Source organism: Oceanobacillus jordanicus, assembly GCF_022095695.1.
Classification (GTDB): Bacteria; Bacillota; Bacilli; order Bacillales; family Amphibacillaceae; genus Oceanobacillus_B; species Oceanobacillus_B jordanicus.
Window position 1 is genome coordinate 1 of the sequence record NZ_JAIFZM010000006.1, and the last position, 24,190, is coordinate 24,190.

The 24,190-nt window shown below is 40.7% G+C and carries 21 protein-coding genes; 12 read left to right on the plus strand and 9 right to left on the minus strand.

Features of this window, described 5'->3' with window-relative positions; all coding sequences use genetic code 11:
* Positions 1–389 precede the first annotated feature (389 nt).
* From K3T81_RS08370 to K3T81_RS08395, 6 genes are all read left to right on the plus strand, one after another.
* A complete protein-coding gene (locus tag K3T81_RS08370) occupies positions 390–1,742 on the plus strand; it encodes a cytochrome ubiquinol oxidase subunit I (RefSeq protein ID WP_238019348.1) in 1,353 nt (450 codons plus the stop codon).
* The gene (locus K3T81_RS08375; protein ID WP_238019349.1) at positions 1,739–2,752 is read left to right on the plus strand and encodes a cytochrome d ubiquinol oxidase subunit II; all 1,014 of its coding nucleotides are present in this window, start codon (positions 1,739–1,741) and stop codon (positions 2,750–2,752) included. Before K3T81_RS08370 ends, K3T81_RS08375 begins: the two co-directional genes overlap by 4 nt.
* A gap of 22 nt (positions 2,753–2,774) precedes the next feature.
* Positions 2,775–4,505, plus strand: coding sequence for a thiol reductant ABC exporter subunit CydD (gene cydD, locus K3T81_RS08380; RefSeq protein WP_238019350.1), 1,731 nt, complete (start codon positions 2,775–2,777; stop codon positions 4,503–4,505).
* On the plus strand, positions 4,505–6,217 hold the full coding sequence (gene cydC, locus K3T81_RS08385; protein ID WP_238019351.1) for a thiol reductant ABC exporter subunit CydC: 1,713 nt from the start codon (positions 4,505–4,507) through the stop codon (positions 6,215–6,217). Before cydD ends, cydC begins: the two co-directional genes overlap by 1 nt.
* 152 nt (positions 6,218–6,369) lie before the next feature.
* A complete protein-coding gene (locus tag K3T81_RS08390; protein ID WP_106895531.1) occupies positions 6,370–6,714 on the plus strand; it encodes a PadR family transcriptional regulator in 345 nt (114 codons plus the stop codon).
* Positions 6,704–7,216 (plus strand): DUF2812 domain-containing protein, encoded by a 513-nt coding sequence (locus K3T81_RS08395; RefSeq protein WP_106895532.1) that lies wholly within the window; start codon positions 6,704–6,706, stop codon positions 7,214–7,216. The genes K3T81_RS08390 and K3T81_RS08395 overlap by 11 nt, the downstream gene beginning before the upstream one ends.
* Positions 7,217–7,229: 13 nt before the next feature.
* Here K3T81_RS08395 and K3T81_RS08400 read toward each other — a convergent pair whose 3' ends face one another.
* The 4 genes from K3T81_RS08400 to K3T81_RS08415 form a co-directional block, all read right to left on the minus strand.
* The gene (locus tag K3T81_RS08400) at positions 7,230–7,805 is read right to left on the minus strand and encodes a 5' nucleotidase, NT5C type (RefSeq protein WP_106895533.1); all 576 of its coding nucleotides are present in this window, start codon (positions 7,803–7,805) and stop codon (positions 7,230–7,232) included.
* 9 nt (positions 7,806–7,814) lie between these two features.
* Positions 7,815–8,915, minus strand: a complete 1,101-nt coding sequence (ribD, locus tag K3T81_RS08405; protein ID WP_238019352.1) for a bifunctional diaminohydroxyphosphoribosylaminopyrimidine deaminase/5-amino-6-(5-phosphoribosylamino)uracil reductase RibD — start codon at positions 8,913–8,915, stop codon at positions 7,815–7,817.
* Complete coding sequence (locus tag K3T81_RS08410) at positions 8,908–9,660, minus strand: GTP cyclohydrolase II (RefSeq protein WP_036576971.1); 753 nt, start codon at positions 9,658–9,660, stop codon at positions 8,908–8,910. Before K3T81_RS08410 ends, ribD begins: the two co-directional genes overlap by 8 nt.
* A 354-nt stretch (positions 9,661–10,014) precedes the next feature.
* On the minus strand, positions 10,015–10,608 hold the full coding sequence (locus K3T81_RS08415) for a TetR/AcrR family transcriptional regulator (RefSeq protein WP_238019354.1): 594 nt from the start codon (positions 10,606–10,608) through the stop codon (positions 10,015–10,017).
* A gap of 155 nt (positions 10,609–10,763) precedes the next feature.
* Between K3T81_RS08415 and K3T81_RS08420 the strand changes: the two genes are divergently transcribed.
* From K3T81_RS08420 to K3T81_RS08435, 4 genes are all read left to right on the plus strand, one after another.
* Positions 10,764–11,678 (plus strand): ABC transporter ATP-binding protein, encoded by a 915-nt coding sequence (locus tag K3T81_RS08420; protein ID WP_238019356.1) that lies wholly within the window; start codon positions 10,764–10,766, stop codon positions 11,676–11,678.
* Positions 11,671–13,272: an ABC transporter permease gene (locus K3T81_RS08425; RefSeq protein WP_238019357.1), complete on the plus strand. Its 1,602-nt coding sequence runs from the start codon at positions 11,671–11,673 to the stop codon at positions 13,270–13,272. The genes K3T81_RS08420 and K3T81_RS08425 overlap by 8 nt, the downstream gene beginning before the upstream one ends.
* Before the next feature lie 93 nt (positions 13,273–13,365).
* Positions 13,366–15,099 (plus strand): ABC transporter ATP-binding protein, encoded by a 1,734-nt coding sequence (locus tag K3T81_RS08430; RefSeq protein ID WP_238019359.1) that lies wholly within the window; start codon positions 13,366–13,368, stop codon positions 15,097–15,099.
* 172 nt (positions 15,100–15,271) lie between these two features.
* Complete coding sequence (locus K3T81_RS08435; protein ID WP_238019361.1) at positions 15,272–16,213, plus strand: bile acid:sodium symporter family protein; 942 nt, start codon at positions 15,272–15,274, stop codon at positions 16,211–16,213.
* A 181-nt stretch (positions 16,214–16,394) separates the two neighbouring features.
* On the opposite strand, the gene K3T81_RS08440 is transcribed toward K3T81_RS08435, so the two are convergent.
* Positions 16,395–17,393, minus strand: coding sequence for an acrylyl-CoA reductase family protein (locus K3T81_RS08440; RefSeq protein WP_238019363.1), 999 nt, complete (start codon positions 17,391–17,393; stop codon positions 16,395–16,397).
* 200 nt (positions 17,394–17,593) lie between these two features.
* On the opposite strand from K3T81_RS08440, the gene brnQ reads away from it, so the two are divergent.
* Positions 17,594–18,955, plus strand: a complete 1,362-nt coding sequence (gene brnQ, locus K3T81_RS08445; RefSeq protein WP_238019365.1) for a branched-chain amino acid transport system II carrier protein — start codon at positions 17,594–17,596, stop codon at positions 18,953–18,955.
* An 85-nt stretch (positions 18,956–19,040) separates the two neighbouring features.
* Here the strand turns inward: brnQ and K3T81_RS08450 are convergent, their stop codons facing one another.
* A complete protein-coding gene (locus K3T81_RS08450) occupies positions 19,041–19,706 on the minus strand; it encodes a GntR family transcriptional regulator (protein WP_058949226.1) in 666 nt (221 codons plus the stop codon).
* 108 nt (positions 19,707–19,814) lie between these two features.
* On the opposite strand from K3T81_RS08450, the gene K3T81_RS08455 reads away from it, so the two are divergent.
* On the plus strand, positions 19,815–20,549 hold the full coding sequence (locus K3T81_RS08455; RefSeq protein WP_238019367.1) for an EcsC family protein: 735 nt from the start codon (positions 19,815–19,817) through the stop codon (positions 20,547–20,549).
* An 80-nt stretch (positions 20,550–20,629) separates the two neighbouring features.
* On the opposite strand, the gene K3T81_RS08460 is transcribed toward K3T81_RS08455, so the two are convergent.
* From K3T81_RS08460 to K3T81_RS08470, 3 genes are all read right to left on the minus strand, one after another.
* On the minus strand, positions 20,630–22,228 hold the full coding sequence (locus K3T81_RS08460) for a catalase (RefSeq protein ID WP_379554837.1): 1,599 nt from the start codon (positions 22,226–22,228) through the stop codon (positions 20,630–20,632).
* Between the two features lie 119 nt (positions 22,229–22,347).
* Positions 22,348–23,172 (minus strand): ABC transporter permease, encoded by an 825-nt coding sequence (locus tag K3T81_RS08465; RefSeq protein ID WP_238019371.1) that lies wholly within the window; start codon positions 23,170–23,172, stop codon positions 22,348–22,350.
* On the minus strand, positions 23,172–24,101 hold the full coding sequence (locus K3T81_RS08470) for a metal ABC transporter ATP-binding protein (protein WP_238019595.1): 930 nt from the start codon (positions 24,099–24,101) through the stop codon (positions 23,172–23,174). The genes K3T81_RS08465 and K3T81_RS08470 overlap by 1 nt, the downstream gene beginning before the upstream one ends.
* Positions 24,102–24,190: the final 89 nt, after the last annotated feature.

Genomic DNA, 24,190 nt, shown 5'->3' on the forward strand with positions numbered 1-24,190 from the left:
CAATCATAGAAGAGGCCCAATCAACGACAATGCAAGTCAATCAATCATAGAAGAGGTCCAATCAACGACAAGGCAGTTTCAATCAATCGTAAAAGAGGCCCAAGCCAACCAACCGTCCTTACGTTCAATTAAATCAAGGTGTAGAGTGTATGATAATAGGGTACATGGTTAAAAATAAAAACAGCTTGTCAGCATGGGCGTGAGGAATGTCACGTGATTGTCATTACCGTGTACACATTAATGCACGGAACTGCGTTATAATTTAGTGGTACACCGTAAATGAACAGTATATACCGTGCTTACTTGCTGGCGTTTAGCTTGTGAGCTTTTAAATAGATGATAGTTTGATCAGTACTGAGCAAACTCTTTTTAATCAGGGAGGTTTACGCATGTTTGATTTGGATCCGGTTTTGATGAGCCGATTAATTACTGCAATGACATTAATTTTCCATATTATATTCGCCACGCTTGGTGTTGGTGTACCGTTATTTATTTGCATAGCCGAATTTATCGGAGTGAAAAAGAACGACCAACATTATAGAATGCTGGCAAGACGCTGGACACGAGGTTTTGTTATTACCGTGGCAGTGGGTGTAGTAACCGGTACTGCTATAGGACTACAGCTATCCTTAGTGTGGCCAAATTTCATGCAGCTTGCTGGTAATGTTATTAGCCTTCCTTTATTTATGGAAGTATTTGCATTCTTCTTTGAGGCAATCTTTTTAGGAATTTATCTTTATACATGGGATCGTTTTAAAAATCCGCTAACTCATTGGTGGTTTTCTTTGCCGATCGTTATTGGAGGGGCGTTATCTGCATTCTTTATTACCACAGTGAATGCCTTTATGAACACACCAGATGGTTTCACGATGGAGGATGGGCAATTTACAAGCATTAACCCGATTGAGGCAATGTTTAATCCGGCCACAACCTCAAAAGTTATTCACGTATTGAGTTCTTCTTATCTTACCGTTGCTGCAATTCTTGCTACCATTGCAGCCTTCAGTCTGCTTAAGAAAAAACAATCGGAATATCATAAAAAAGCACTAAAACTGACAATGACCCTCGTGTTTGTGTTTTCTATACTGACCGCACTTGCTGGTGATATATCAGCAAAGTTTCTTGCAGAACATCAACCAGAAAAGCTTGCTGCTGCAGAGTGGCATTTTGAAACAGAAGAAGGCGCTGACCTTGTGCTTTTTGGTTGGCTGAATAATGAGGATAATCCAGTTGGTGCAATCCGTCTGCCTGGTCTTTTAAGCTTCTTAGCACATGGCGATTTTGAGAGTGAAGTTACCGGGCTAAATGAAATCCCGGAAGACGAAAGACCACCACTTTGGGTCCATTATATGTTTGACTTGATGGTAATGATCGGTATGTTCTTAATCGCTGTTTCCTTGCTCTATATTATCGTAAGCAGAATAAAGAAATGGGATCAGCACAATAAATGGATGGTTCGACTTCTTTTCTTAGCTGGACCGCTTGCGATGCTCTCAACAGAATTTGGCTGGGTTTATGCAGAGGTTGGAAGACAGCCATGGATTTTGCGTGGCTATATGAAAGTTGATGAAGCGGCCACCACATCGCCACAGATCGGCCTGATGTTTATCTTCTTCCTTGTTCTGTACATTGTTCTCGGAACATTGTGTGTCATAGTGCTACGAAAGCTCTTTAAGGGGAAACCGGCAGAGGAAGAGTTAGAGAAGAGGTACCCAACGATTGAAGAGGAGGATAAAGAATGAGCTATGAAATAATCGGAATTACAGTTCTGTGGATCTTTTTGTACGGATACCTTATCGTAGCATCTGTTGATTTCGGCGCTGGCTTTTTTGCCTATTATGCGAAGATCACAGGGAATGACCATATCATTAATCAATTGATCTCGCGCTATCTCTCCCCGGTCTGGGAGGTAACCAATGTATTCTTTGTTTTCTTCTTTGTAGGGATTGTTGGTTTCTTTCCAGATTCGGCATACTATTATGGGACAGCATTGCTCGTGCCTGGGAGTATTGCCATTATTTTGCTGGCAATTCGCGGTTCCTTTTACGCGTTTGAGAATTATGGATCGAAGCGAAGTAATGTCTACATGTTTTTATACGGGGCAACAGGCTTGCTAATCCCTGCATCCCTTTCCACAGCGATGACCTTGTCTGAAGGTGGATTTATTACAGAGAGTGGAGGAACTGTATCCCTTGACTATCTTGCTTTATTTACAAGTCCTTACTCTTGGAGTGTTGTGTTTCTTGCGCTTGTTTCTGTTCTATACATCAGTGCTACTTTTCTTGTATATTATGCAGCGCGGGCAGATGACCAAAAAGCATTACAGTTGGTTAGAAAATATGCCCTGTTTTGGGCAACGCCTACCATCGTTGCGTCTCTGACCACTTTTATTGCATTGGGGCAGCATAATGAAGTGCATTATGATAAAATGCTTGATTTATGGTGGATGTTTGGCCTATCGGTTGGGTTCTTTATGATCGCCATGTGGCTTATCTATATTGGGAAATGCTATGGATGGGCATTTATTAGTGTTATGTTGCAGTTTTTCTTCGCATTCTTTGGGTACGGCGCAAGCCATTTACCATATATTTTGTATCCATATATTAATATCTATGACAGTGTTACCTTTGAATCTACAGCAATTGCACTCATTATTGTCTTTATCGCAGGACTCTTACTACTAATACCTTCGCTAATTCTATTAATGAGATTGTTCCTGTTCAATGCCGATTATGTAAAAGGTAAAAAATAAGCTCCGATTGGAGATACGTCACATGGATAAGTTAAAAGCAATGATTAAACAACAAAAAAAACGTATGGCCTTACTGGTTTTATTTGCTCTAATTGCCGGTACGATGGTTATTGCCCAGGCGTATCTTCTTGTCATCATCATTGAGGATGCCTTTCTGGGAGATGCAAACTTAACAGACGCACTCCCCTGGTTAGGCATACTCCTATTAGTTTTGCTTTTTCGAACAGGTTCTACCTATTTAAGCGGAAGAACAGGGGTTAAAATTGGTGCACATGCCAAGGGAGAATTCCGCCAATCCTTGTTACACCAATATAAAGTGACCCCTGTTCAGGCTTCTATTACAGGACAGTCTGGTGGAAAAGTAAGTATTTTAATGGATGCTGTCGACGAAGTGGAAAGCTATTTTAGTTCCTATATTCCGCAGGTGATTCAATCTAGTCTCATTCCATTGCTTATTCTAATCGTGGTATTTACGCAGCACGTGAATTCAGGGCTCATTATGATCATCACTGCTCCGTTTATTCCCATTTTTATGATTATCATTGGGATGCAAACCCAGAAAAAATCAGAAGAGCAGCTGGACAAACTGGCATCATTTTCGGGTGGTTTTTTGGATACCTTGCAAGGCTTAACAACACTTAAGCTTTTTGGCCGTGCTCGAAAACAAAAACAAACCATTGAAAAGAGCAGTTTGGGTTTTCGTGATGCGACGATGGAAATTTTAAAGGTTGCTTTTACTTCTTCTTTTATGCTGGAACTCATCTCCATGCTAAGTATCGGAATTATTGCTTTAGAAATAGCCCTGCAACTTATTCTTTTCGACGGGATTACGTTTTTTGTAGGATTTTTAATTCTAATTCTTGCGCCAGAATTCTACACTTCTCTTAAGGAATTAGGAAGCGCCTTTCATAATGGTCAAAGTAGTATCGGTGCTGCGAAGAAAATTGCCGAGGAGCTAACAGAATCCGACAATGAAATCACCTGGGGCGAAAAAGAGTTTACAGAAGTGCATCAACCACCGAATCTGAAACTGAACCAAGTTAGTTTTAGCTATGGTGTTGATCAATTTCATTTGTCTGCTATTGAAGCTAGTCTTCCGCCTTACTCTTCGGTTGCGATCGTAGGAAGAAGTGGCTCAGGAAAATCTACATTACTGCATTTGCTAGCAGGACTATTACCATTGTCAGAAGGTAATATTTTTGCAGATGGTAGCCCATTAAGCGACTATAAGGAAGCGGAATGGTTTAGTAAATTGAGCTACATATCACAGCATCCTTATATATTTTCAGGCACCTTTGCGGAAAACATAGCAATAGGCTCAACAAATGATGCTTCTAGAGAGGCTATTCAAGCGGCTGCAGAGCAAGCGGGTATTATGGATCTCGTCCAATCACTTGAGAAGGGCTTGGATACACGAGTGGGAGAAGCAGGTAGAGGGCTTTCTGGTGGGGAAAAACAACGTTTGGCATTAGCCAGAGCTTTCCTTAATCAGCCCTCCCTTATCTTGTTTGATGAGCCAACAACGGGTCTGGATCTGAAAACAGAACGCATTTTACAAAACTCGATTAGAAAACTTTCGGAGAACGCAACAATCATAACCGTTGCACACAGACTTCACACAATTAAGAATGCTGATCAGATTCTTTTCCTTGAGGAAGGGAAGTTAGCTGGTAAAGGGACACATGAAGAGCTGGTTGCAAGCCTTCCAGCATACGCAGCAATGGTTTCCGTACAGCAAGGGGGCACAGCCTAATGAAGGACTTAGCTATCGTTACAAAATTAATGATGTTTGAAAAAAGGGATATTTTCTTGTCGATTCTGGTGGGGTTCATTGCAGGGATAGCTGGCGTTGGGCTGTTTGCGGCTAGTGGATATTTAATTTCCAAGGCAGCGCTTGCTCCCCCTTTATATGCCTTGATTGTGTTGACGTCTACTGTAAAGCTTTTGGGCTTCACAAGGGCTTTGACCCGTTATGCAGAAAGGTATTTCTCTCATCGTGCGACGTTTACCATTCTAAGTAATTTGCGTGTGTCTTTATTTGAAAAGATAGAGCCACTCGCGCCTGGTATCTTTCAGAAATATCGAAGTGGGGATTTACTTGCAAGGATAGTGGGCGATATTGAGAGCCTGCAAAACTTCTTTCTGCGCGTCTTCTACCCACCTATTGTGCTTGTCTTGGTCTTTTTAAGCACAATATTTTTTACCGCATTCTTTTCAATTTATGCAGCATTTGTCTTATTTTTAGGTCTTGTCATGACAGGATTTGTAGTCCCTGCCATTTTTGCTATAAAACAGCGAAGGATCGATCAGGATGTTCGAGAAAATCGGGCAGTGCTTTCGACAGATGTGACAGAATACCTCTATGGGTTCCGTGATCTGAAAGTCTACCAGCAGCTTGAGAGTCGAGAGGAACAGCTGTTACAATCCTCGGGTCAGTATATTAAGGAACAAGAGGTAGAAGGAATTAGTAAACTGTTTAGCCAATCATTAAATACACTTGTTTCTCATATCATTACAGCCATTGTGCTTGGGCTTGGTGTCTATTTAGTTGCAAACGGGAGCCTGGAAGGCGTATTACTGGCAATGCTGGTAATGATTTCGATCACTGTTTTTGAAGATGCTTCCCCGATGGCAGCTTTTCCTATCTACTATCATGATAACCAAAGAGCAGCACGTAGGTTGTTTCAAGTTGTAAAAGATGACAAAACTTCTGCTAATGAAAGAAATCTTCCTTCTATTCCTGATGAGGTGCCCTCTGTAAGAATGGATAACGTGACGTTTACCTTTGAAGACGAATGGAGACCGACGTTGAAAGATATTAGTTTTGAACTGGAAAAGGGAAGTAAAACGGCTATAGTCGGTCCGAGTGGTTCTGGTAAATCAACGATTCTTCAGCTTATTTTAAAGTTGTATGAACCCGTACAGGGAGACATTAAACTAAATGATCTCTCGCTTGCATCATCTAACAAGGAATCTATTTGGAGTATGGCCAATGTTGTGTTACAAGAAAACCACTTTTTCTTTGGCACCATCAAGGAAAATCTACTGTTGGCTGGTGACGATCTAACAGATAAACAATTAACGGAGGCGTTACAGAAGGTTAAGTTAGATAGATTTTCCTTGTCTGATGATGTACTTGAAAAAGGCGCTAACCTTTCCGGTGGGGAGAAGCAGCGACTCGCTATTGCCAGAGCTTTGCTTAAAAAAGGTAAGTTGTGGCTTCTAGATGAGCCTACATCTTCTGTGGATGCTCTTACAGAGAAGTCGATCCATGAATGTATTTTGCGGCAAGCAGAAAAGGATACCCTAATCCTTGTCAGTCACCGTTTGGCTGGGATGGAAATAATGGATCACATCCTCGTTATGGACCAAGGGGAAATTGTGGAATTCGGCTCTTACGAGGAGCTCATGGGTAAGAAGGGTTATTTTTATGAGATGAAGGAAATTGAGAAGAACTTGTTATAGGCTTAGTGAAAAGTCCGGGATACCGGGCTTTTTTCTTGCGTAATTAGTGGCAATTATAAAAAACTCACGTAAATTAGGCTTGAAGGAAAACGCATTCCATGCTAATATATCGTTATACGATACATCGACATGCGATGTAATGAGGTGAATAAATGAAGCAGCCAGAGGATTTCTTACCCTTATCCCAGGCAACATACTATATACTTTTATCATTGAGAGTGAAACGACATGGCTATGGCATCATGCAGGATGTAGAAGAAATTAGTCAAAGTGAAGTAAAAATGGGTCCGGGAACGTTATATGGTGCCTTAGGTAAACTAGAAAAGCAACAAGTCATACAGAAGGTTACCGTGGAATCAGATGAACGCAGAAAATACTATGACCTTACAGAACTGGGAAAACAGGTTTTGCAGAAAGAATATATAAGGTTAAGATCTTTAGTAAACAATGCTACAGATATAATTGAGAGGTTGGAGGTTGAAGAAGATGGCTATTAGGAAATTTCGTCTATTCCTTGCTTCTGGACTGGAAAAAGAAGAGCAATGGCTCACAGCAATGTCTGCAAAAGGGCTGCATATGAAAAAATACAAACTAGGCTTTTATACGTTTGAAGAAGATAAAAACAAAGCGTTTGTTTACCAAATAGATTTTCAGAGAATTGCAACAGATGATTATATTCAACTTTATGAGGATGCTGGATGGAATTATGTAGATCAGTCAATTGGACTGTTCCATTATTTCCGTACGGATGCTTCAAATGAATCGGTTCCTAAAATTTACTCTGACTATGAGTCGGTTGTGGAGTCGTATAAAGGTATGTTACGGTTTTACATGATTCTTTTCGCCATTTTGTTATTATCCCAACTAGGTGGATTGCTTACTTGGAAGTGGGGCGGTTTGCAAATCTTTACCATGTCACTTACTGGTGCTGTCGTAGTCCTGTATATATATATGCTTATCGCGCTTAAGCGAAAGATTAATTTCTATAAGAGAAATTGAAAGCAGGCATTCATTAAGGATGCCTGCTTTCAATTAATGAAATAAATTCTGTCCACTCGTACAACCGGATTGCTTGGGTAAATTCTCGGTTATAGGATTGGTCTTTAATTACTAAGGTTGTTGGTTCTTCCTGTAATGTGTTTAAAACAGCAGGTTTATCATCCACATAGTAATCGAGCTCCAGGTTTTGAATAATGTTTATTTTTTCATGGTCATTCATACCGTAGAAGAAAGCATCGTCCTCTATAGGGAAACCTTTCTCTTTCATCCAGACTTTCGTCCGTTCACCATGGACCATAGGTCGTGCTGTAATGTAGTAGATCGTATGCCCTTTTCCTTTTAATTCGTTTAGAACCTCAACAGCACCCGAGAAGGCGGGGCAATCTGTATAATAAATTGACTCTAAAGATTGCTCCCACATTGCTTTACCTTCTTTGTCATTTAAGCCAAAAGGCTCGTGGATCTCCACACGCTTGAGGGCATGAAATGTTTCGGTGGGTATCTGCTTTCCGAGCTTTTTATTATATATATGAAAGGCATGTGCTCGTAAGTTAATTAAGGTGTCATCAATATCAAAACCAAATTTCATCCATATCCCTCAGTTCTTTTCGCCATGAATAACTGGGTAGCCAGTTATTTTCAGGTCGCTCCCAATTGTCTCCACCTGGAGGTTGTTTAGCTCGATGGCATCCTGCATCTCTTCCGCGCCCGTTCCTCCAAGGAAGGACGGGGCTTGCTGGCCACCAACGAGTTTTGGTGCCATGTACACGACCAGCTTATCGACAAGCTGATGCTCTATAAAGCTTGCATTTATAGTAGCTCCTGCTTCAACTAACAGTGAAGAAATATTCTTCTTCCCCATATAGTCCAACACTTCTCCGGGATGAATATAATCCCCTTCTAGCATAATAACGTGAACGCCGCTTTCCTCTAGTGACTCTTTTTTTTCCTCATTATAACGGCTTGTCGTAAAAACCCAGGTTTCCGCTCTATTGTCTTTTACTAGCTGACAGTCTAGCGGGATTTTTAGGGTGGAATCCAGTACAATTCTAATTGGATTTTTTCCATTTGGGATTCGTGCGGTTAGGGCAGGGTTATCCTCTAGTACAGTGTTAATTCCAGTAAGAATGGCCATATTTTCATGTCGCAATCGATGGACATCTGTGCGAGCTTCCTCTGATGTGATCCATTTACTGCTATTGGTGTGGGTGGCGACCTTTCCGTCAAGGGAGGATCCAACCTTTAAGCTAACAAATGGCCGTTGCGTAACAATATATTTGTTAAAAACTTCATTCATTTTAACAGATTCTTGTTCGCAAATTCCCGTGATCACTTCAATGCCAGCCTTTTTTAGAATGGCAACTCCATTCCCTGAAACTACTGGATTTGGATCAAGGGTGGCAACCACCACTCTTGCAACGCCTGCCCTAACAACAGCTTCTGCACATGGTCCTGTTCTGCCGTGGTGAGAGCAAGGTTCAAGGGTGACGTACATTGTCGCACCTTTCGCATGCTCACCAGCCATACGTAGTGCATGAACTTCTGCATGCGCTTCCCCTGCTTTTAAATGGCTGCCAATTCCTACGATACGACTTCCATTAACGATGACACAGCCTACCAGTGGATTAGGGTCTGTTTGTCCCTTCATTGCTTTAGCTTGGTTTAAAGCAAGCTCCATGTAATAGCTATGATCAGTCATTCAAACACGTTCCTTCTTCTAAGTGTCCGGATTTAGTTACCTTGGTCTCTAAATATTTTTTGTTGTATTCCGATACATCTCCCCAAAGAGGTGTTCTACCTGAAAGCGGAAGACCAGCCTTTTCTAATGCTTCCATTTTTTTCGGATTGTTTGTAATGAGCGTAACTGCTTTGCTTCGTAGTTGTTTTAATACGTGGATGGCATCATCATAATCCCTTGTGTCATTTTCAAATCCGAGCTGTTCATTTGCTTCCACGGTATCATAGCCACTTTCCTGAAGAAGATATGCCATGGCTTTGCTGAACAATCCTATACCCCGGCCTTCGTGATTGGCCAAGTAAAAGAGCGCTCCTGCTCCGTTTTCTTTGATACGCCTCATAGATTCTTTTAATTGAAATCCACAATCACAGCGCTTGCTACCAAAGATATCTCCTGTGTGGCAGATAGAGTGCATCCGGATAAGTGCTTCATCTGCATTGGCAAAGTCTCCATAAACCAACACACTTGATTGCTGGTATTCGGCTAGATTAGAGGATGCAAGCTTTTCAATGATATGCTCATAGTCTTCTGTTACTTCTTCTTGGCTCAGCCAGCAATACCATTGAAATACTGTCGTTTCGCCATATAAATTAACGGGCAGCTGAATGGGCCCTACTAAGTAGATTGCCTTATCCTTTTGTTTGATAAGCTGTATTTTGTCTTTCAGTATTGAATAAGCATGATGATCATGTTTCATTTCTTCCATTGTTAAATCTCCCTTCACTTTCAATAAGTATAATGAAATTAAGCGGTTGTATCAATTTTCTGTTCTCGTGTATTTGTTATTGTATGTGAAAGGAAGGGCGCCCGTATACGCGAGGGTATCAATCAAATACCCAAACAAAGGATGGCGGGAAAAGATTATTTACGTAAAAGATAAATCCGAAAGAATGGTGTTTGAAAAACAGCTTCAGAAATATACTTCGCTTTCCATGGGCGGCTGGTGAGCCTCCGGATGCTCCGCATTCCGGGGTCTCACCTAGGCCTTCCTCCCATGGGAGTCTCCGTATATTTCTTACGCTTATTCTAGTATCATCCGTCTTTTGACTAAAACTTTTTGTTATGTTCTAGTCTCTTTGTTCCCAACTATGCCGTAAAACAATATGTGCATGATATCTTCTGTCAGAGGTAAGATTTTTGTATAGACATCTTTTTTTTGCATGTATTCGTTCATCATTTGGATATAGAAGAAAATGGCTTCATTAGAGATAGCAGGGTCAACATAACCTTGAGCTTTCCCTTCATTAAATAAATTCATCATCTTCGGAATAGCTTCTTTGTTCATCAGTTTTGCCATATAGCCATCCCCTGTTGTATATGCTTTCATGAAATGCTGATAAAAATTTTCATGGATGTTATTGGCTGACCTTTTTTTATTAAAGATTAATCGTTTAATCTTTTCTGGGAAGGGGAGGTCACTTGTCAGAATAATATCTGCCTCCTGCCACGCCTTGTCCACATAGTAGCGGATGACCTCTTCAACTAATCTATCTTTGTTTTTAAAATAGTTATATATTGTCACCTGAGAGACACTAGCTTTTGTGGCAATTTCGTTCATGCTTACCTTTTGCACGCCAAACTCTAAAAATAAGCTTAGGGCAGCCTCCAGGATGCTTTGCCTTTTGCGTTCGCGGCGTCGTTCAAATCCGTCCATTTGTTTCACCTCTTTCTAAAGTGTATAAAAAAATATGTAATAAAACAATAAATATATTTCATGAGTTATTGCAAAGCGGATGTTCTTTATATATTATGAACTATATAAGTAACAATATTTCATAATTTAGTGAGGGAAAGGGAGGCCAAGGGACCATGACCATTCTCAAAGCGAATAATGTAACGAAGTATTTTGGAAAGTTTACAGCGCTGGATGGCATTGATATGCAAGTGAATGAAGGGGAAGTTTTTGGATTTATTGGACCGAATGGGGCAGGGAAGTCTACCACCATCCGAATCCTGCTAGGTATCTTGAAGGCATCAGAAGGGTCTGTAAAGATTTTCGGCAAGGATGCTTGGAAGGATGCAGTGGCCATCCATGAACGTATAGCATATGTTCCTGGTGATGTGAATCTATGGGCAAATTTAACAGGTGGAGAAGTCATTGACCTTTTTACAAAGCTTCGGGGGAAAGTTGATAAAGGGAGAAGGGAAAAACTGATAGAGCGTTTTGAACTAGATCCGACGAAAAAGTGTAGAACGTATTCGAAAGGAAACAGACAAAAGGTGGCACTTGTAGCGGCTTTTGCTTCTAAGGCAGACCTGTATATTCTGGATGAACCAACCTCTGGACTTGATCCATTAATGGAACGTGTTTTTCAGGAGTGCGTCCTAGAAGCGAAAGATGCAGGAAAGAGTGTTTTATTATCAAGCCATATCCTCTCTGAAGTTGAAAGGTTATGCGACCGTGTTGGGATCATTCGTCAGGGCAAAATAATAGAGACTGGCTCGATGGCCGAATTGCGTCACTTAACAAGAACAAACCTTATCGTCCAGACAAAGCAGCCGATGAGCGGATTAGGACAGATGGCGGGAGTGCATGATGTAGAAGAGAAGGAGGGAGTTCTTTCATTTCAAGTCGATTCAGAAAAACTCGATGAAATGATAAGGTATATCAGCTCGTTTGGCATTTTGAAGTTGGAGAGTGCCCCCCCTAACCTAGAAGACTTGTTCATGAGACATTATGAAGGAAGCCGGGTAGATACTGAGGGAGGCAATCATAATGCGTAGTACAAGGAAAGGGACGGCTATACTTCTTCGCTTTTTGGTGAAAAGAGATCGGGTGCGAATCCCGGTGTTTGTTCTCGCGCTCGTTCTGATAACTTGTATGACTGCGATGGCATTATCAAACTTGTATTCTACTAGTGAAAGTAGACAAATCATGGCTGAAACCATGGTGAATCCAGCAATGACAGCAATGCTTGGAAAAGGTTATGGGTTGGATAACTACACCATTGGGGCGATGATGGCCCACCAAATGCTTCTTTTCACCGCTATTGCGATGACGATAATGAATATTCTCCTCGTGGCAAGACACACGAGAGCAGACGAGGAGGAAGGTAGAATTGAACTTATTCGTTCGTTGCCTACCGGTCGTTTAGCAAATTTATATGCAACGCTCACCCTTGCCGGTTTTACTAATCTCTTCATTGGAATTCTTACTGGCCTAGGGCTTTTTTCACTCGGTATAGAGAGTATTAACTTGGAAGGATCACTACTATACGGAACAGCAATAGGCGTGACAGGTTTTTTCTTTGCTACTATTACTGCTATTTTTGCACAGCTTTCCGAGAACGCAAGAGGCACAATTGGATTTTCCTTTACGGTATTAGGCGTTTCCTATTTATTACGAGCGATAGGGGATATCGGCAATGAGGCTATGTCTATGGCTTCTCCATTGGGTTGGATTTTGAGTTCAGAGGTTTTGGTTACGAATAAATGGTGGCCAATTATTATCACATTCATTGTTTCGCTGTTGATAATGATCACTGCTTGCGTCTTGTACAGTAGACGAGATCTTGGGGCAGGTCTGCTTCCAACAAGGCCAGGTAAAAGAACAGCCTCAGCTTCCTTATTAAGCCCATTTGGTTTAAGTTTACGCCTGCAACGAACTGGGCTTATCTCCTGGGCAATAGGAATGTTTCTGTTAGGAGCTTCGTATGGGTCTGTACTGGGAGACTTGGATTCCTTTTTTGTTGAAAACGATATGTTCCAGCAATTGCTTAATCCAGAAAACGGGCATTCCTTAACAGAGCAGTTTTTAACCATGATCATGTCCATTCTAGCGATGATTAGTTCGATTCCGGCACTGATGTCTGTTAACAAACTCATTGCGGAAGAGAAAAAAGGGCGTATAGACCATCTGTTAAGTAAGAAGGTTTCCCGTAATAGATTACTTGGTAGCGCCTTTCTTCTATCTATTATTACTAGTTTGATCATGGTTTCGCTAACAGCAATTGGGCTATGGACTGCAGGAAATATGTCGATGGAAAATGGCCTGGATTTATGGAATGTTTATAGTGCGGCGCTTGTTTATCTGCCAGCTGTATGGCTTGTGATAGGGTTGGTTATATTGGTGATAGGCATTTTTCCACGAGCAAGCATTGTTGGTTGGATTTATCTCATGTATTCTTTTATCGTCGTTTATCTAGGAAATCTATTAGAATTTCCCAAGTGGCTTAGCGGAATATCACCGTATGGCCATATACCTGAACTGTTAATCGAAGAAATGCGTTATCTGCCAGTTTCCATTCTATTTTTACTTGTAATACTTTTTGTCATTACAGGGTTTATAGGGTATAACAAACGTGATATTCAGGCGTAAGAGGAATTAGGGAGAATTCGTGTGATACTAGCTATTGGCCGTATGCCTGATCTATAATTGAAGCAGTAAGACTAGATGGGCAGGGTGAGGTATATGGACGGTGAAAAAAGTAATATAAAAGACTTTTATTCTTTAATGCGATCAACGAACATGCCAAAGATGGCGTTAACGTTTGGCTTAATTGGTAGTGTTCTAACAACGCTAGTAGGGCTATCCATCCCTATTTTGACAAGAGAGCTGGTTGATGGTTTTTCACTAGCTTCGTTAAGCTGGTTCCTTGTTGTAACAATTGGGGTGGTTTTCATCCTGCAAGCGGTAATAGACGGGGTGTCTACGTATTTGTTGGCAATGGTTGGGCAGCGCATCGTAGCCAGTTTGCGGGAAAGAATGTGGCGCAAGCTAATCCGGATGCCTGTTAGCTATTTTGATAAGACCAAAAGTGGTGAAACAGTCAGTCGAGTGGTAAATGATACAGGTATTGTGAAAGAGTTAATTTCAACGCACTTTCCTCAATTCATTACAGGTATCATTTCTATTATTGGTGCGGTTATCATTCTGCTGATCATGGATTGGAAAATGACTTTGATTATGCTTATATCCGTTCCCGTGACGATAGGCATTATGATTCCGCTTGGCAGAAAGATGGCCAAAATATCGCGAGCATTACAGGATGAAACAGCTACATTCACAGGCGATATTCAGCAGACCCTTAGTGAAGTTCGATTAATGAAATCCTCTACAGCAGAAGGGTTTGAGGAGAAAAAAGGGTATGCTGGGATTAGTAAACTGTTTGCCTTCGGACTAAAGGAGTCCAAAATCTTTGCTCTAATTGGACCATTAATGTATCTCATCATTATGGTTGTAGTAGTAGTTATTATTGGATATGGTGGGATTCGTGTGGCAGATGGAACGATGTCAACCGGTTCCTTGGTCGCGTTTCTTCTTTATCTATTTCAAATTGTGATGCCGATCACCTCGTTTGCTATGTTTTTTACTCAGTTACAAAAAGCAAAGGGAGCCACAGAGCGTATACAACATATTTTGGAGCTTTCTGAAGAAAAAGGTCAGGAAGGGGAACAAGCACAAGTCGCAAATCAGCCGCTATCGGTTGAAAATGTCTCCTTCTCCTATAATGAGGAAGAACCAGTTTTAGAATCTATCAGCTTTATTGCACAGCCAGGTGAAATGATTGCCTTTGCTGGTCCGAGTGGTGGCGGTAAAACGACATTGTTTGGGTTACTGGAACGGTTTTATGAACCTAGTGAGGGTGAAATTAAAATTGGGGAAACACCAATTCAGCATTTATCCTTACATACATGGCGTAGTCAAATAGGTTATGTCTCGCAAGAAAGTGCTATGATGGCAGGTACAATTCGAGAAAATTTGACGTACGGGCTGGAAAACCCACAGGGCGTTCCAGACGAGAAATTATGGAAAGTTGCAAAAATGTCCTATGCAGACCAGTTTATTAAGGGTTTTTCTGAAGGACTTGATACAAAGGTTGGCGAGCGTGGTATAAAGCTCTCAGGCGGGCAGAAGCAACGGATTAATATTGCACGAGCCTTCTTACGTGATCCGAAAATCCTGATGATGGATGAGGCGACAGCTAGTCTTGACAGTCAATCTGAAAGCATTGTGCAACAGGCATTAAGTCGTTTAATGGAAGGGCGAACGACATTTGTGATAGCACATCGCTTATCTACTATTGTAGACGCAGATAAGATTATCTTTATCGAGGATGGCAACATGACTGGAAGTGGAACACATCAAGAATTAATCTCCACTCATAAATTGTACCGGGAATTTGCAGAGCAACAATTATCATAAATTAGGAAAACGCCCATTTGTTATTAAATGGGCGTTTTAAATTATCTTATAACCTACCTCCACTGCTTTAGTTATAAACTTAGTAGATGGAGCAAATGATAGGTTTAACCTATTTAAAATTTTCTAAAAATATAATATAATCTCTAATTATGCATCTAAGAGGGGGATTAGCTTGAAAGTTTTAGAAAGAATTAGCAGTTTTGTCGGAAATACATTTGCTATTTGGGTGGTATTATTTGCGGTTTTATCCTTTTTACTACCTTCAGGATTTACTTGGCTGGCGGCCTATATCACACCTTTACTCGGTATCATAATGTTTGGTATGGGGCTTACACTGTCAGCTAAAGATTTCAAAGAAGCATTTAAACGCCCGAAAGATGTTGCGATTGGTGTAGCTGGCCAATTTTTAATCATGCCATTACTTGCCTTCGCACTTGTGACGATTCTGCCTGTTTCCAAAGAGATAGCAGTAGGTGTTATCTTAGTTGGATGCTGTCCTGGTGGTACTTCTTCTAACGTTATGACATTTTTATCTAAAGGGGATACAGCATTGTCTGTTTCAATTACTGCTGTATCTACTGTTCTGGCACCTATTTTAACACCTGCTCTAATTTATCTTTTGGCTAGTCAATGGTTAGAAGTATCTGCAGGGGCTTTATTTGTTTCCATTGTACAAATTGTTTTGGTACCCATTTTACTAGGCTTACTCGTTAAAGCATTGTTAAAAGATAAAGTCGAAGCAGGGGTAAAGGCCATCCCCCTAGTATCAGTTATAGGTATTGTAGCAATTGTTACGGCAGTTGTAAGTGTGAACGTAGAACAAATTGCAAAAACTGGACTACTAATTTTTCTAATTGTTGTGCTGCATAATACATTGGGTTATGTAGTTGGCTTAGGGCTTGGAAAAGTCATGAAGATGGGTCCTAAGCAACAAAAAGCGGTGTCAATTGAAGTGGGAATGCAAAACTCAGGGCTTGGTGCAACTCTTGCTGCCGCGCATTTTAATCCATTATCTGCAGTGCCAAGTGCAATCTTTAGTGTATGGCACAATATTTCAGGGCCAATCATAGCAACGATTTATCGTAAATTACAGGAAAAAGAAGAGAATCGGTAGAAAGGTAAAGCCAGAGCTCCCATATGGGGAGCCCTGGCTTACTTCATTCTTAATAAAGTGAAACTGCAATCAGTGGGGGGTTCGTTCTTCCCCCACTGATTGTTAGTTGCACCAGGATAAAAGTAGCGTATAAAAAGCCGAGCGAATCTAAGTCGCTCGGCTCTAATCATGCTGAATTACTTTATTCTGATCCATTAAGCTTTACAATAGTACGTCCTCGTACGCGACCTTCAAGGATTTCTTGGAGTGTGCCTTCTACTTCTTCTAAGGAAACTTCATTCACAACCTCTTCGTTTAGGTTTGAAGGCTTAAGGTCATCCGCTAATCGTTCCCACACTTTTCTACGAAGTTCCATTGGGCATTGTACGGAATCGATCCCAAGCCAGTTTACACCTCTGCCGATGAAAGGTAGTACGGTTGTTTTTACCTCAATGCCACCAACTAACCCTGAAGTAGCGACAGATCCGCTATTTTTCAGGGTGCTGAGAATATATTGCAAGGTTGACCCACCGACAGGATCTACTGCTGCAGCCCAACGTTTTTCTCTTGTTGGTGTATTATCCTGATCAGTAACTTCTTCTCTAGAAATAATCTCTTTCGCGCCAAGCGTCTCTAGATAATTTTTCTCACTAGAGGAACCTGTACTAGCGGTTACGTCATACCCTTTTTTTGCGAGCATATCAACAGCTAGGCTTCCTACACCACCTGTCGCTCCTGCTACTAACACGGGACCTTGAGATGGAGTAAGTCCATTGTCTTCCAAACGTTGCACAGAGAGGGCGGCAGTCAGGCCTGCTGTTCCAAGGATCATAGCCTCTCTAAGGGTTAGACCGTCTGGTAAGGGCACGACCCATTCCTTCGGTACTCGTGCTACCTCACTGAAGCCACCATGATGCCCCGTACCAAGCTCGTAGCTTGTGACAATTACTTTATCCCCAGCTTTGTAGGAATCATCACTAGACTCAATGACTGTCCCCGCAAGATCAATTCCTGGGATGTGAGGAAAAGATTTAACCATCTGATGATGCACGCCAACCATGGCGTCTTTATAGTTAACGCTGGAGTACGCAACCTTAATTAATACGTCTCCCTTAGGTAGATCTTGAAGCCCTAGTTTTTTGACAGATAATGTTGCTTCATCGTTTTCTTTTGTTAGTACTAATGCTTGAAATTCATTCATCGTAAATCCTTCCTTTCAACTATAATTTACGAAACTATCAAAGTTTATATATTCCCTTAGAATAAAAATGTAAACATAGCAGTAAAAAAAGTCCAGTAATATATTGCATTTTGCAACTAATCCTAGTAGTATGAACTATACTGATATATTGCATATTAAAATATAAAATACAACGTAGAATAAACACAGGGGGATTATATATGAAGGACAAGCTATCATTTTCATCGTATGCGGTTGTAGGTTTTATGCTTTTCGCACTTTTTTTTGGTGCAGGTAATTTAATTTTCCCTGCGCAACTAGGTCAGAATGCTGGTACTAATTTTTGGCCAGCGGTTCTTGGGTTTTTGCTAACAGGGGTGGGATTGCCATTACTCGGTATATTGGCAATGAGCTATTCTGGCAGTAAAAACTTGCAGGAATTAGCTAGCCGAATTCATCCTGCTTTTGGCATTACCTTTACTGTTATGCTTTATTTAACCATTGGTCCCTTCTTTGCAGCCCCAAGAACGGCAACGGTGGCATATGACGTAGGATTCTCTTCTTTTATAAGTGAAGGGTCACAACAAACAGGTTTACTAATATTTACGCTACTATTTTTCTTGGCAACCCTGTTTTTCTCGTTAAAGCCAGGGAAGCTTATAGACTATATTGGTAAGCTACTGGCTCCGAGTATTGTCGTACTACTTTTAATATTGCTTGTCATGGTAATTGCAAAGCCAATGGGCGAAATTCAAGAACCATTAGGAGACTTCCAAGGGAACGCTTTTGTTCAGGGCTTTCTTGAGGGATATAACACGATGGACGCTCTAGCTTCTTTAGTTTTTGGCATTATTGTTATTAAAACCATTCGGTCATTAGGTGTCACATCAACCAAAGGGGTCCTTGCTGCTACGGCTAGATCAGGCTTGGTGGCTATTACACTTCTGGGTGTGATCTATGTTGGGATTGCCTATTTAGGTGCTGTGAGTATACAGGAACTTGGTGTCTTCACTACTGGAGGCCCTGTGTTGAGTGGTGGTGCTGCGTATTATTTCGGGCAAACAGGGACGATTTTGTTAGCTGTCATCCTTACGCTTGCCTGTTTAACAACCAGTATCGGGTTAACCACAGCATGCGCAGAATATTTTCAAACCCTTTTCCCGAAAGTAGGATACAAGGCTTTTGCGATTTTCTTTACAGGGATTACGTTTATTATAGCTAATTTCGGGCTCGCTAATATTATTACCTATTCTGTTCCTGTTCTAATGCTTCTTTATCCACTAGCAATCGTTTTAATGCTTTTAGCATTCTTATCAGGTTTTTTCCAACACAAGAGAGTCGTTTATGCTATTACCATTGCTGTAACGTTTCTAATTAGTGTTACAGATGGCCTGAAGTCATTATGTAATTCGTTGGGTATAGAGTATTTTGACTGGCTAACGCCAATTCTATCCTTCTATGAAAAGGTATTGCCATTATACAATCAAGGGCTGGGCTGGTTGCTACCTGCCTTGGTGATTGTACTTATTGCAAGTGTAGCTTTACGCGGGTTCCATGTTACGGCAAAAACGTCAGTGAAATAAAGGTTACTGCTAGTTTTGTTTTATCATATCTATCTTTAAAAATGAAAAAACGCCGGACGATAGCTGAAAATCGTCTGGCGTTTTTCTATTCCTTGTCATGCAGTGCTTGAAATTCATCAATCGCCCGAAGCCAATTTTCTTTCATGATAGGAGCGATAGCGTCGCTATTACCTTCTCTCATTAATTGGATAATGGCGTGATGTTCCTCAACAGATTTCTCAGTTAAGATAATGGAGTTATGAAAGAATTGCCTTCTAACATGCGCTTGTAGGGAGGAAATAATAGAATGTATATAAGAATTATTTGCTGTATTAACAATAATTTGGTGAAAGTCCTCATCTATTTTAAGAGAAGCATAGTAGTTCTCAGATCGAATGGCATTGGCAAATCGCTCGTTTGTACGCTCCAGCAGTTCTAAGACGTCTTCGGTAATATGGGAGATAGCTAGTTCTGCGGATAATGCCTGTAATGCGGCAAGTGGTGGTAACAGGTCAAGAATAGCATCCTTTTCAACCTCTGTTACTTGTGTCGCCTTCCCTGGGTACATTTTTACAAATCCCCGCATCTCTAACATTTGTAGTGATTCTCTAATTGGAGTTCTACTCACACCAAGCGCTTTGGCAAGTTCGGTATCATTCAACTTTTCACCGGGCTGTAAGGTTCCATCAATAATCCATTGTTGAATTTGCGTGAAGGCATTCTCTTTAGCAGTCTGACGGACAGGTTTGGCATGATTAGCTGGAATCGGCATATTGGTTCACCCACCTTTTTTATTATCGTATACTATTAGTATACATGAAAAAGCTTACGAATAAAATATCCAATATATCGCTGGTTTGATAGAAAGGGAGGTGTCGTGTTGAATCACTATGAAAGAAAGGCGTATGAGGATTTGATGGAATGGAAATGGGAGCTATTCTCTAAAACAAGCTTGTTTAAAAAGTTCTCTAAAAAAGCCCAAACAAAAATTAACGGTATCATCCCTGAAAAGGTACACCAAGTTATGACCGACGGGATCCAGCAAATGGTGAAAATGACCTTATTCGGTTCCGATTTAACCACAAAAAAACCAGAGCTTGCCTATGCAAGTCTTCAGGAAAAAGATGAGCTTGTTAAAGAAAAGCTCACTATATATAGAAGGACTGCAACAGTAGAAGGTGCGGGGACAGGAGCGGGTGGTATCTTTTTAGGTATAGCAGACTTTCCTTTGTTACTGTCTATAAAAATAAAATATCTATTTGAAGTTGCTGCTATCTATGGCTTTGATACAAAGGATTATTCTGAACGATTGTTTATTCTGCATGTGTTCCAGCTTGCTTTCTCAGATGATAGAAAAAAGAGGGAGACATTCCACACGCTTGATAATTGGAATGAAAAAAAGCATGAGATAACAGAGATGGACTGGCGGGCATTTCAGCAAGAGTATCGAGATTATATTGATTTAGTAAAGTTACTGCAACTTGTCCCTGGGTTTGGGGCTATTGTCGGGGCCTATGCCAATTACAACTTATTGGACCAGCTTGGAAAGACTGCTATACACGCATACCATCTTAGGTTATTTAAGGAAAGCCCACTTGATTATGTGGAAGAGTAGGGTATGGAAGCATAAAAACAAGAGCCAATAGTGTGATTGGCTCTTTGTCTATTCAAAGGAAAACTTATTACTCAAACTTTTTAATAAGGATCTGCTTCATGTCCCTTTTTAATTGCTTGTTCAGGTGCTTTTTCACTGTCCTTATTACCTAATGGGTTCATGCTAGATCCGTCTTTCTTTGCATTCGCAAGACCTTCGCGAAGACGACGGCCATATTCTTCATCGGCCTCTTCAGCAAGGGCGACCATTTTATCTTGGATACGCTGGTCACATTCAGCTAGATCACCAACCATATTGCCAATTAATTCATCTTTCTCCCAATCTTTAAATTGGCGGTAAGTCTCTCCGGCTTGTTTCGTATTATCGTTACGTTCAATAGACTCCCTGACTAATTGTCCTTGGACTTTAGGGGTATGTTCTTTTCCAGTTTGTTCTGCTTCCTGTAGTCCGCCAAGTGTAGAAGGCTCGTAGTTAACATGTGGATTCTGTCCCGGTGCCTTATCGTTTTCGTAACGTAGCTGACCACCTTCTTGATTTGTGGCCACGCGTTTTTTAGCTGCGTTAATTGGTAGCTGGAGGTAGTTAGCTCCGACGCGGTACCGCTGTGTATCCGAGTAGGAGAAGGTACGCCCTTGCAGCATTTTATCATTGGAAAAGTCAAGCCCGTCCACTAAGACACCAGTTCCAAATGAAGCTTGTTCCACCTCGGTAAAGTAGTTTTCGGGGTTTTTATTTAAGACCATCTTTCCAACTGGAAGCCATGGGAATTGGTCTTCAGGCCAAAGCTTCGTATCGTCAAGTGGGTCAAAATCAAGCTCAGGATGCTCTTCATCGCTCATAACCTGTACAAAAAGCTCCCATTCCGGATAGTCGCCTTTTTCAATAGCATCATACAAATCCTGGGTTGCATGATTAAAATTCGTTGCCTGAATTTCAGCTGCTTCTTTCATAGTTAGATTTTTAATCCCCTGTTTCGGCTCCCAATGATACTTAACCAGCACAGCTTCACCTTCCTGGTTAACCCACCTGTACGTATTGACGCCAGAACCTTGCATCATCCGGTAGTTTGCTGGGATCCCCCAAGGAGAGTAAACAAACGTAACCATGTGAAAGGATTCAGGAGAGTTGGAACAAAAATCGAAAAAACGCTGGCTATCTTGAATGTTGGTTACGGGATCTGGACGAAAAGCGTGAATCATGTCCGGGAATTTCATAGCATCGCGGATAAAAAAGATTTTTAGATTGTTTCCTACAAGATCCCAATTGCCATCTTCGGTGTAGAATTTAACTGCAAATCCACGTGGATCACGGACGGTTTCAGGCGAGTGATTACCATGTACAACGGTAGAAAAACGTACAAATACTGGTGTTTGTTTACCTTTATCCTGAAATACCTTTGCACGGGTGTATTTTGAAACAGGGTCGTCTCCAGCTGTTCCATAGGTTTCGAAATAGCCGTGTGCTCCTGCTCCACGAGCATGTACAATCCGTTCTGGTACTTTTTCTCTGTCAAAGTGACTTATTTTCTCGATGAAGTCATAGTTTTCTAACGTAGCTGGACCGCGATTCCCTACTGTGCGTATGTTTTGGTTATTCGTGACGGGATGACCCTGTCTGGTGGTTAATGTGTCTTCGTTTTCTATGTTCGTTTGTCCAGTACGTGACTCTTTTTCACTCACAATATCAACCATCCTTTTTAAAATATTTCATTCCTTATTAGCCTTCCCAAAAAAATAAAAAGCATCCCTAAGGAAAAATAGGAATGCTTTTAATTTGTTCTTCATATTAAGTTAAACCGCTAATGTTCGTTACTAACTAGTTCAGCTTTTGCTATTAATAGAACCGCCAAAAGTAATAGGATAATAGAAATAGCGGTTGCAATAATGATCATCAATATATCTGGCTGCCCTAAGAAAAAGCTGCGAATTGCCGTAACCTGGTACGTTATTGGGTTAAACCAAGATATGAATTGAATATACACAGGTGCGCTTTCTATCGCGTAAAACGTCGGAGCTGTAAACAAAATTGGCAATGTCATTAAGCCAAGGACAATGTCCCTTTGATGATAATCATTTATTCTTGTCGTTATGATAATACCTAGAGAACACCAAAATATAATCCCTACTATTCCAAGGGATATGGCAAGTATTAAATTCATAATGGAATAGGTTATTCCGTAGAACAAAGAAAGCACGGCAAGCAGCACTCCTTGAACTAAAAACACAAAAAATGGGTAAACCATCAATCCGGTTACATAACTAAGTGGCGATATGCCATTCATAAATTTGTACCCAAGTAGTCCCCACCGCTTATCAATGGTACTTCTGTATACGGTGTGGCCCATTAAGCTGATAACTAACATCATAAGAATCCCGGGTAGTGTAAAAGGTAAGAAATCTACTTCTATACCATTGACAAGTATTCCACCAGTCATTCCTCTTAATCCAGCCATGAAGAATACGAGGTATAAAATAGGATTTAGAAAAGCATTCACGAGTAATGGTTTATGATGCCATACTGCCTTAAGTTCATTCTCTGCCAGAATAAAGGTTTTTTCCCAGTGAAAGCGGGTCCCTTTGCGAAACGTTCTAGTATTTACAAAATTTGCATCGCTTCTCAACATCATCCTTCCTCCTTTGCTCTTGCAACTTCTAGATATGCTTCTCGAAGTCCAGGGGAAGTCCGATTTATGTCCATTACGAATACAAGTGAATCCAGTTTATTTATTATCTGGCCAATTGGTGTATTCCTTTTAATTTCTAAAACTAAAGGCTTTAAATCGTTAATCGTAACGACACCTTCAATTTCTACTAACTTCCTTTTATCTAGCTCTCCCTCATACTCAATCGTGAGTATTTCTTTATCACGATAACGAGAGATGAATTTCGTTTTAGGCTCATAAGCTACAATACTTCCTTGTTTTAAAAGCAACACGCTATCACAATAACTGTCCAATAGATTTAGATCGTGTGAAGATACAATTACTAGGCCACCTTTATTTGCTTTCTCTTTTAAATGGGACAGTAATTTCTCTGATGATTCCGCATCAAGTCCGGTAGTAGGTTCATCCAATATCATAATGTCTGGATGGTGGACGAGGGCTCTAGCAATTTGAACTCTTTGTTGCTGACCGCCCGATAATGCATCCACATCTCGATCTTTATATTCTAATAAACCAACTAAATCAAGCGCTGCAAGTGTATCTATTTTTGAGGCTTTCCTATTTTTGCCTGCCAATCTTGCGCTAACGATTACATTGTCAAATACGTTTAGATACCAATCTATTGCATGTGTCTGCTTACTCCAACCAATGTTGTGGAAAGGGGTGTTACGATTTATGAGATTTTTGTTGAAAAAGACGTCACCTTTTGTAGGCATTATTAGTCCACATATAGCGTTCAAAAAGGTAGACTTACCAGCACCGTTTGCACCGACAAGCGCTATTAATTCCCCTTTTTTAAATGTCACATCAATATCTTTAATTCCCCAAACTGTATTATCATATTGAACACCAAGTTGGGATACTTCAATTACATTTTCGTCTAAATTCACAACCAATTAATTCACTCCTTATTTTATAATTTTATAAAATAAGGTTTTTTACTAATTCTCTAATTCCCATATGAATGCTCCTCACATTA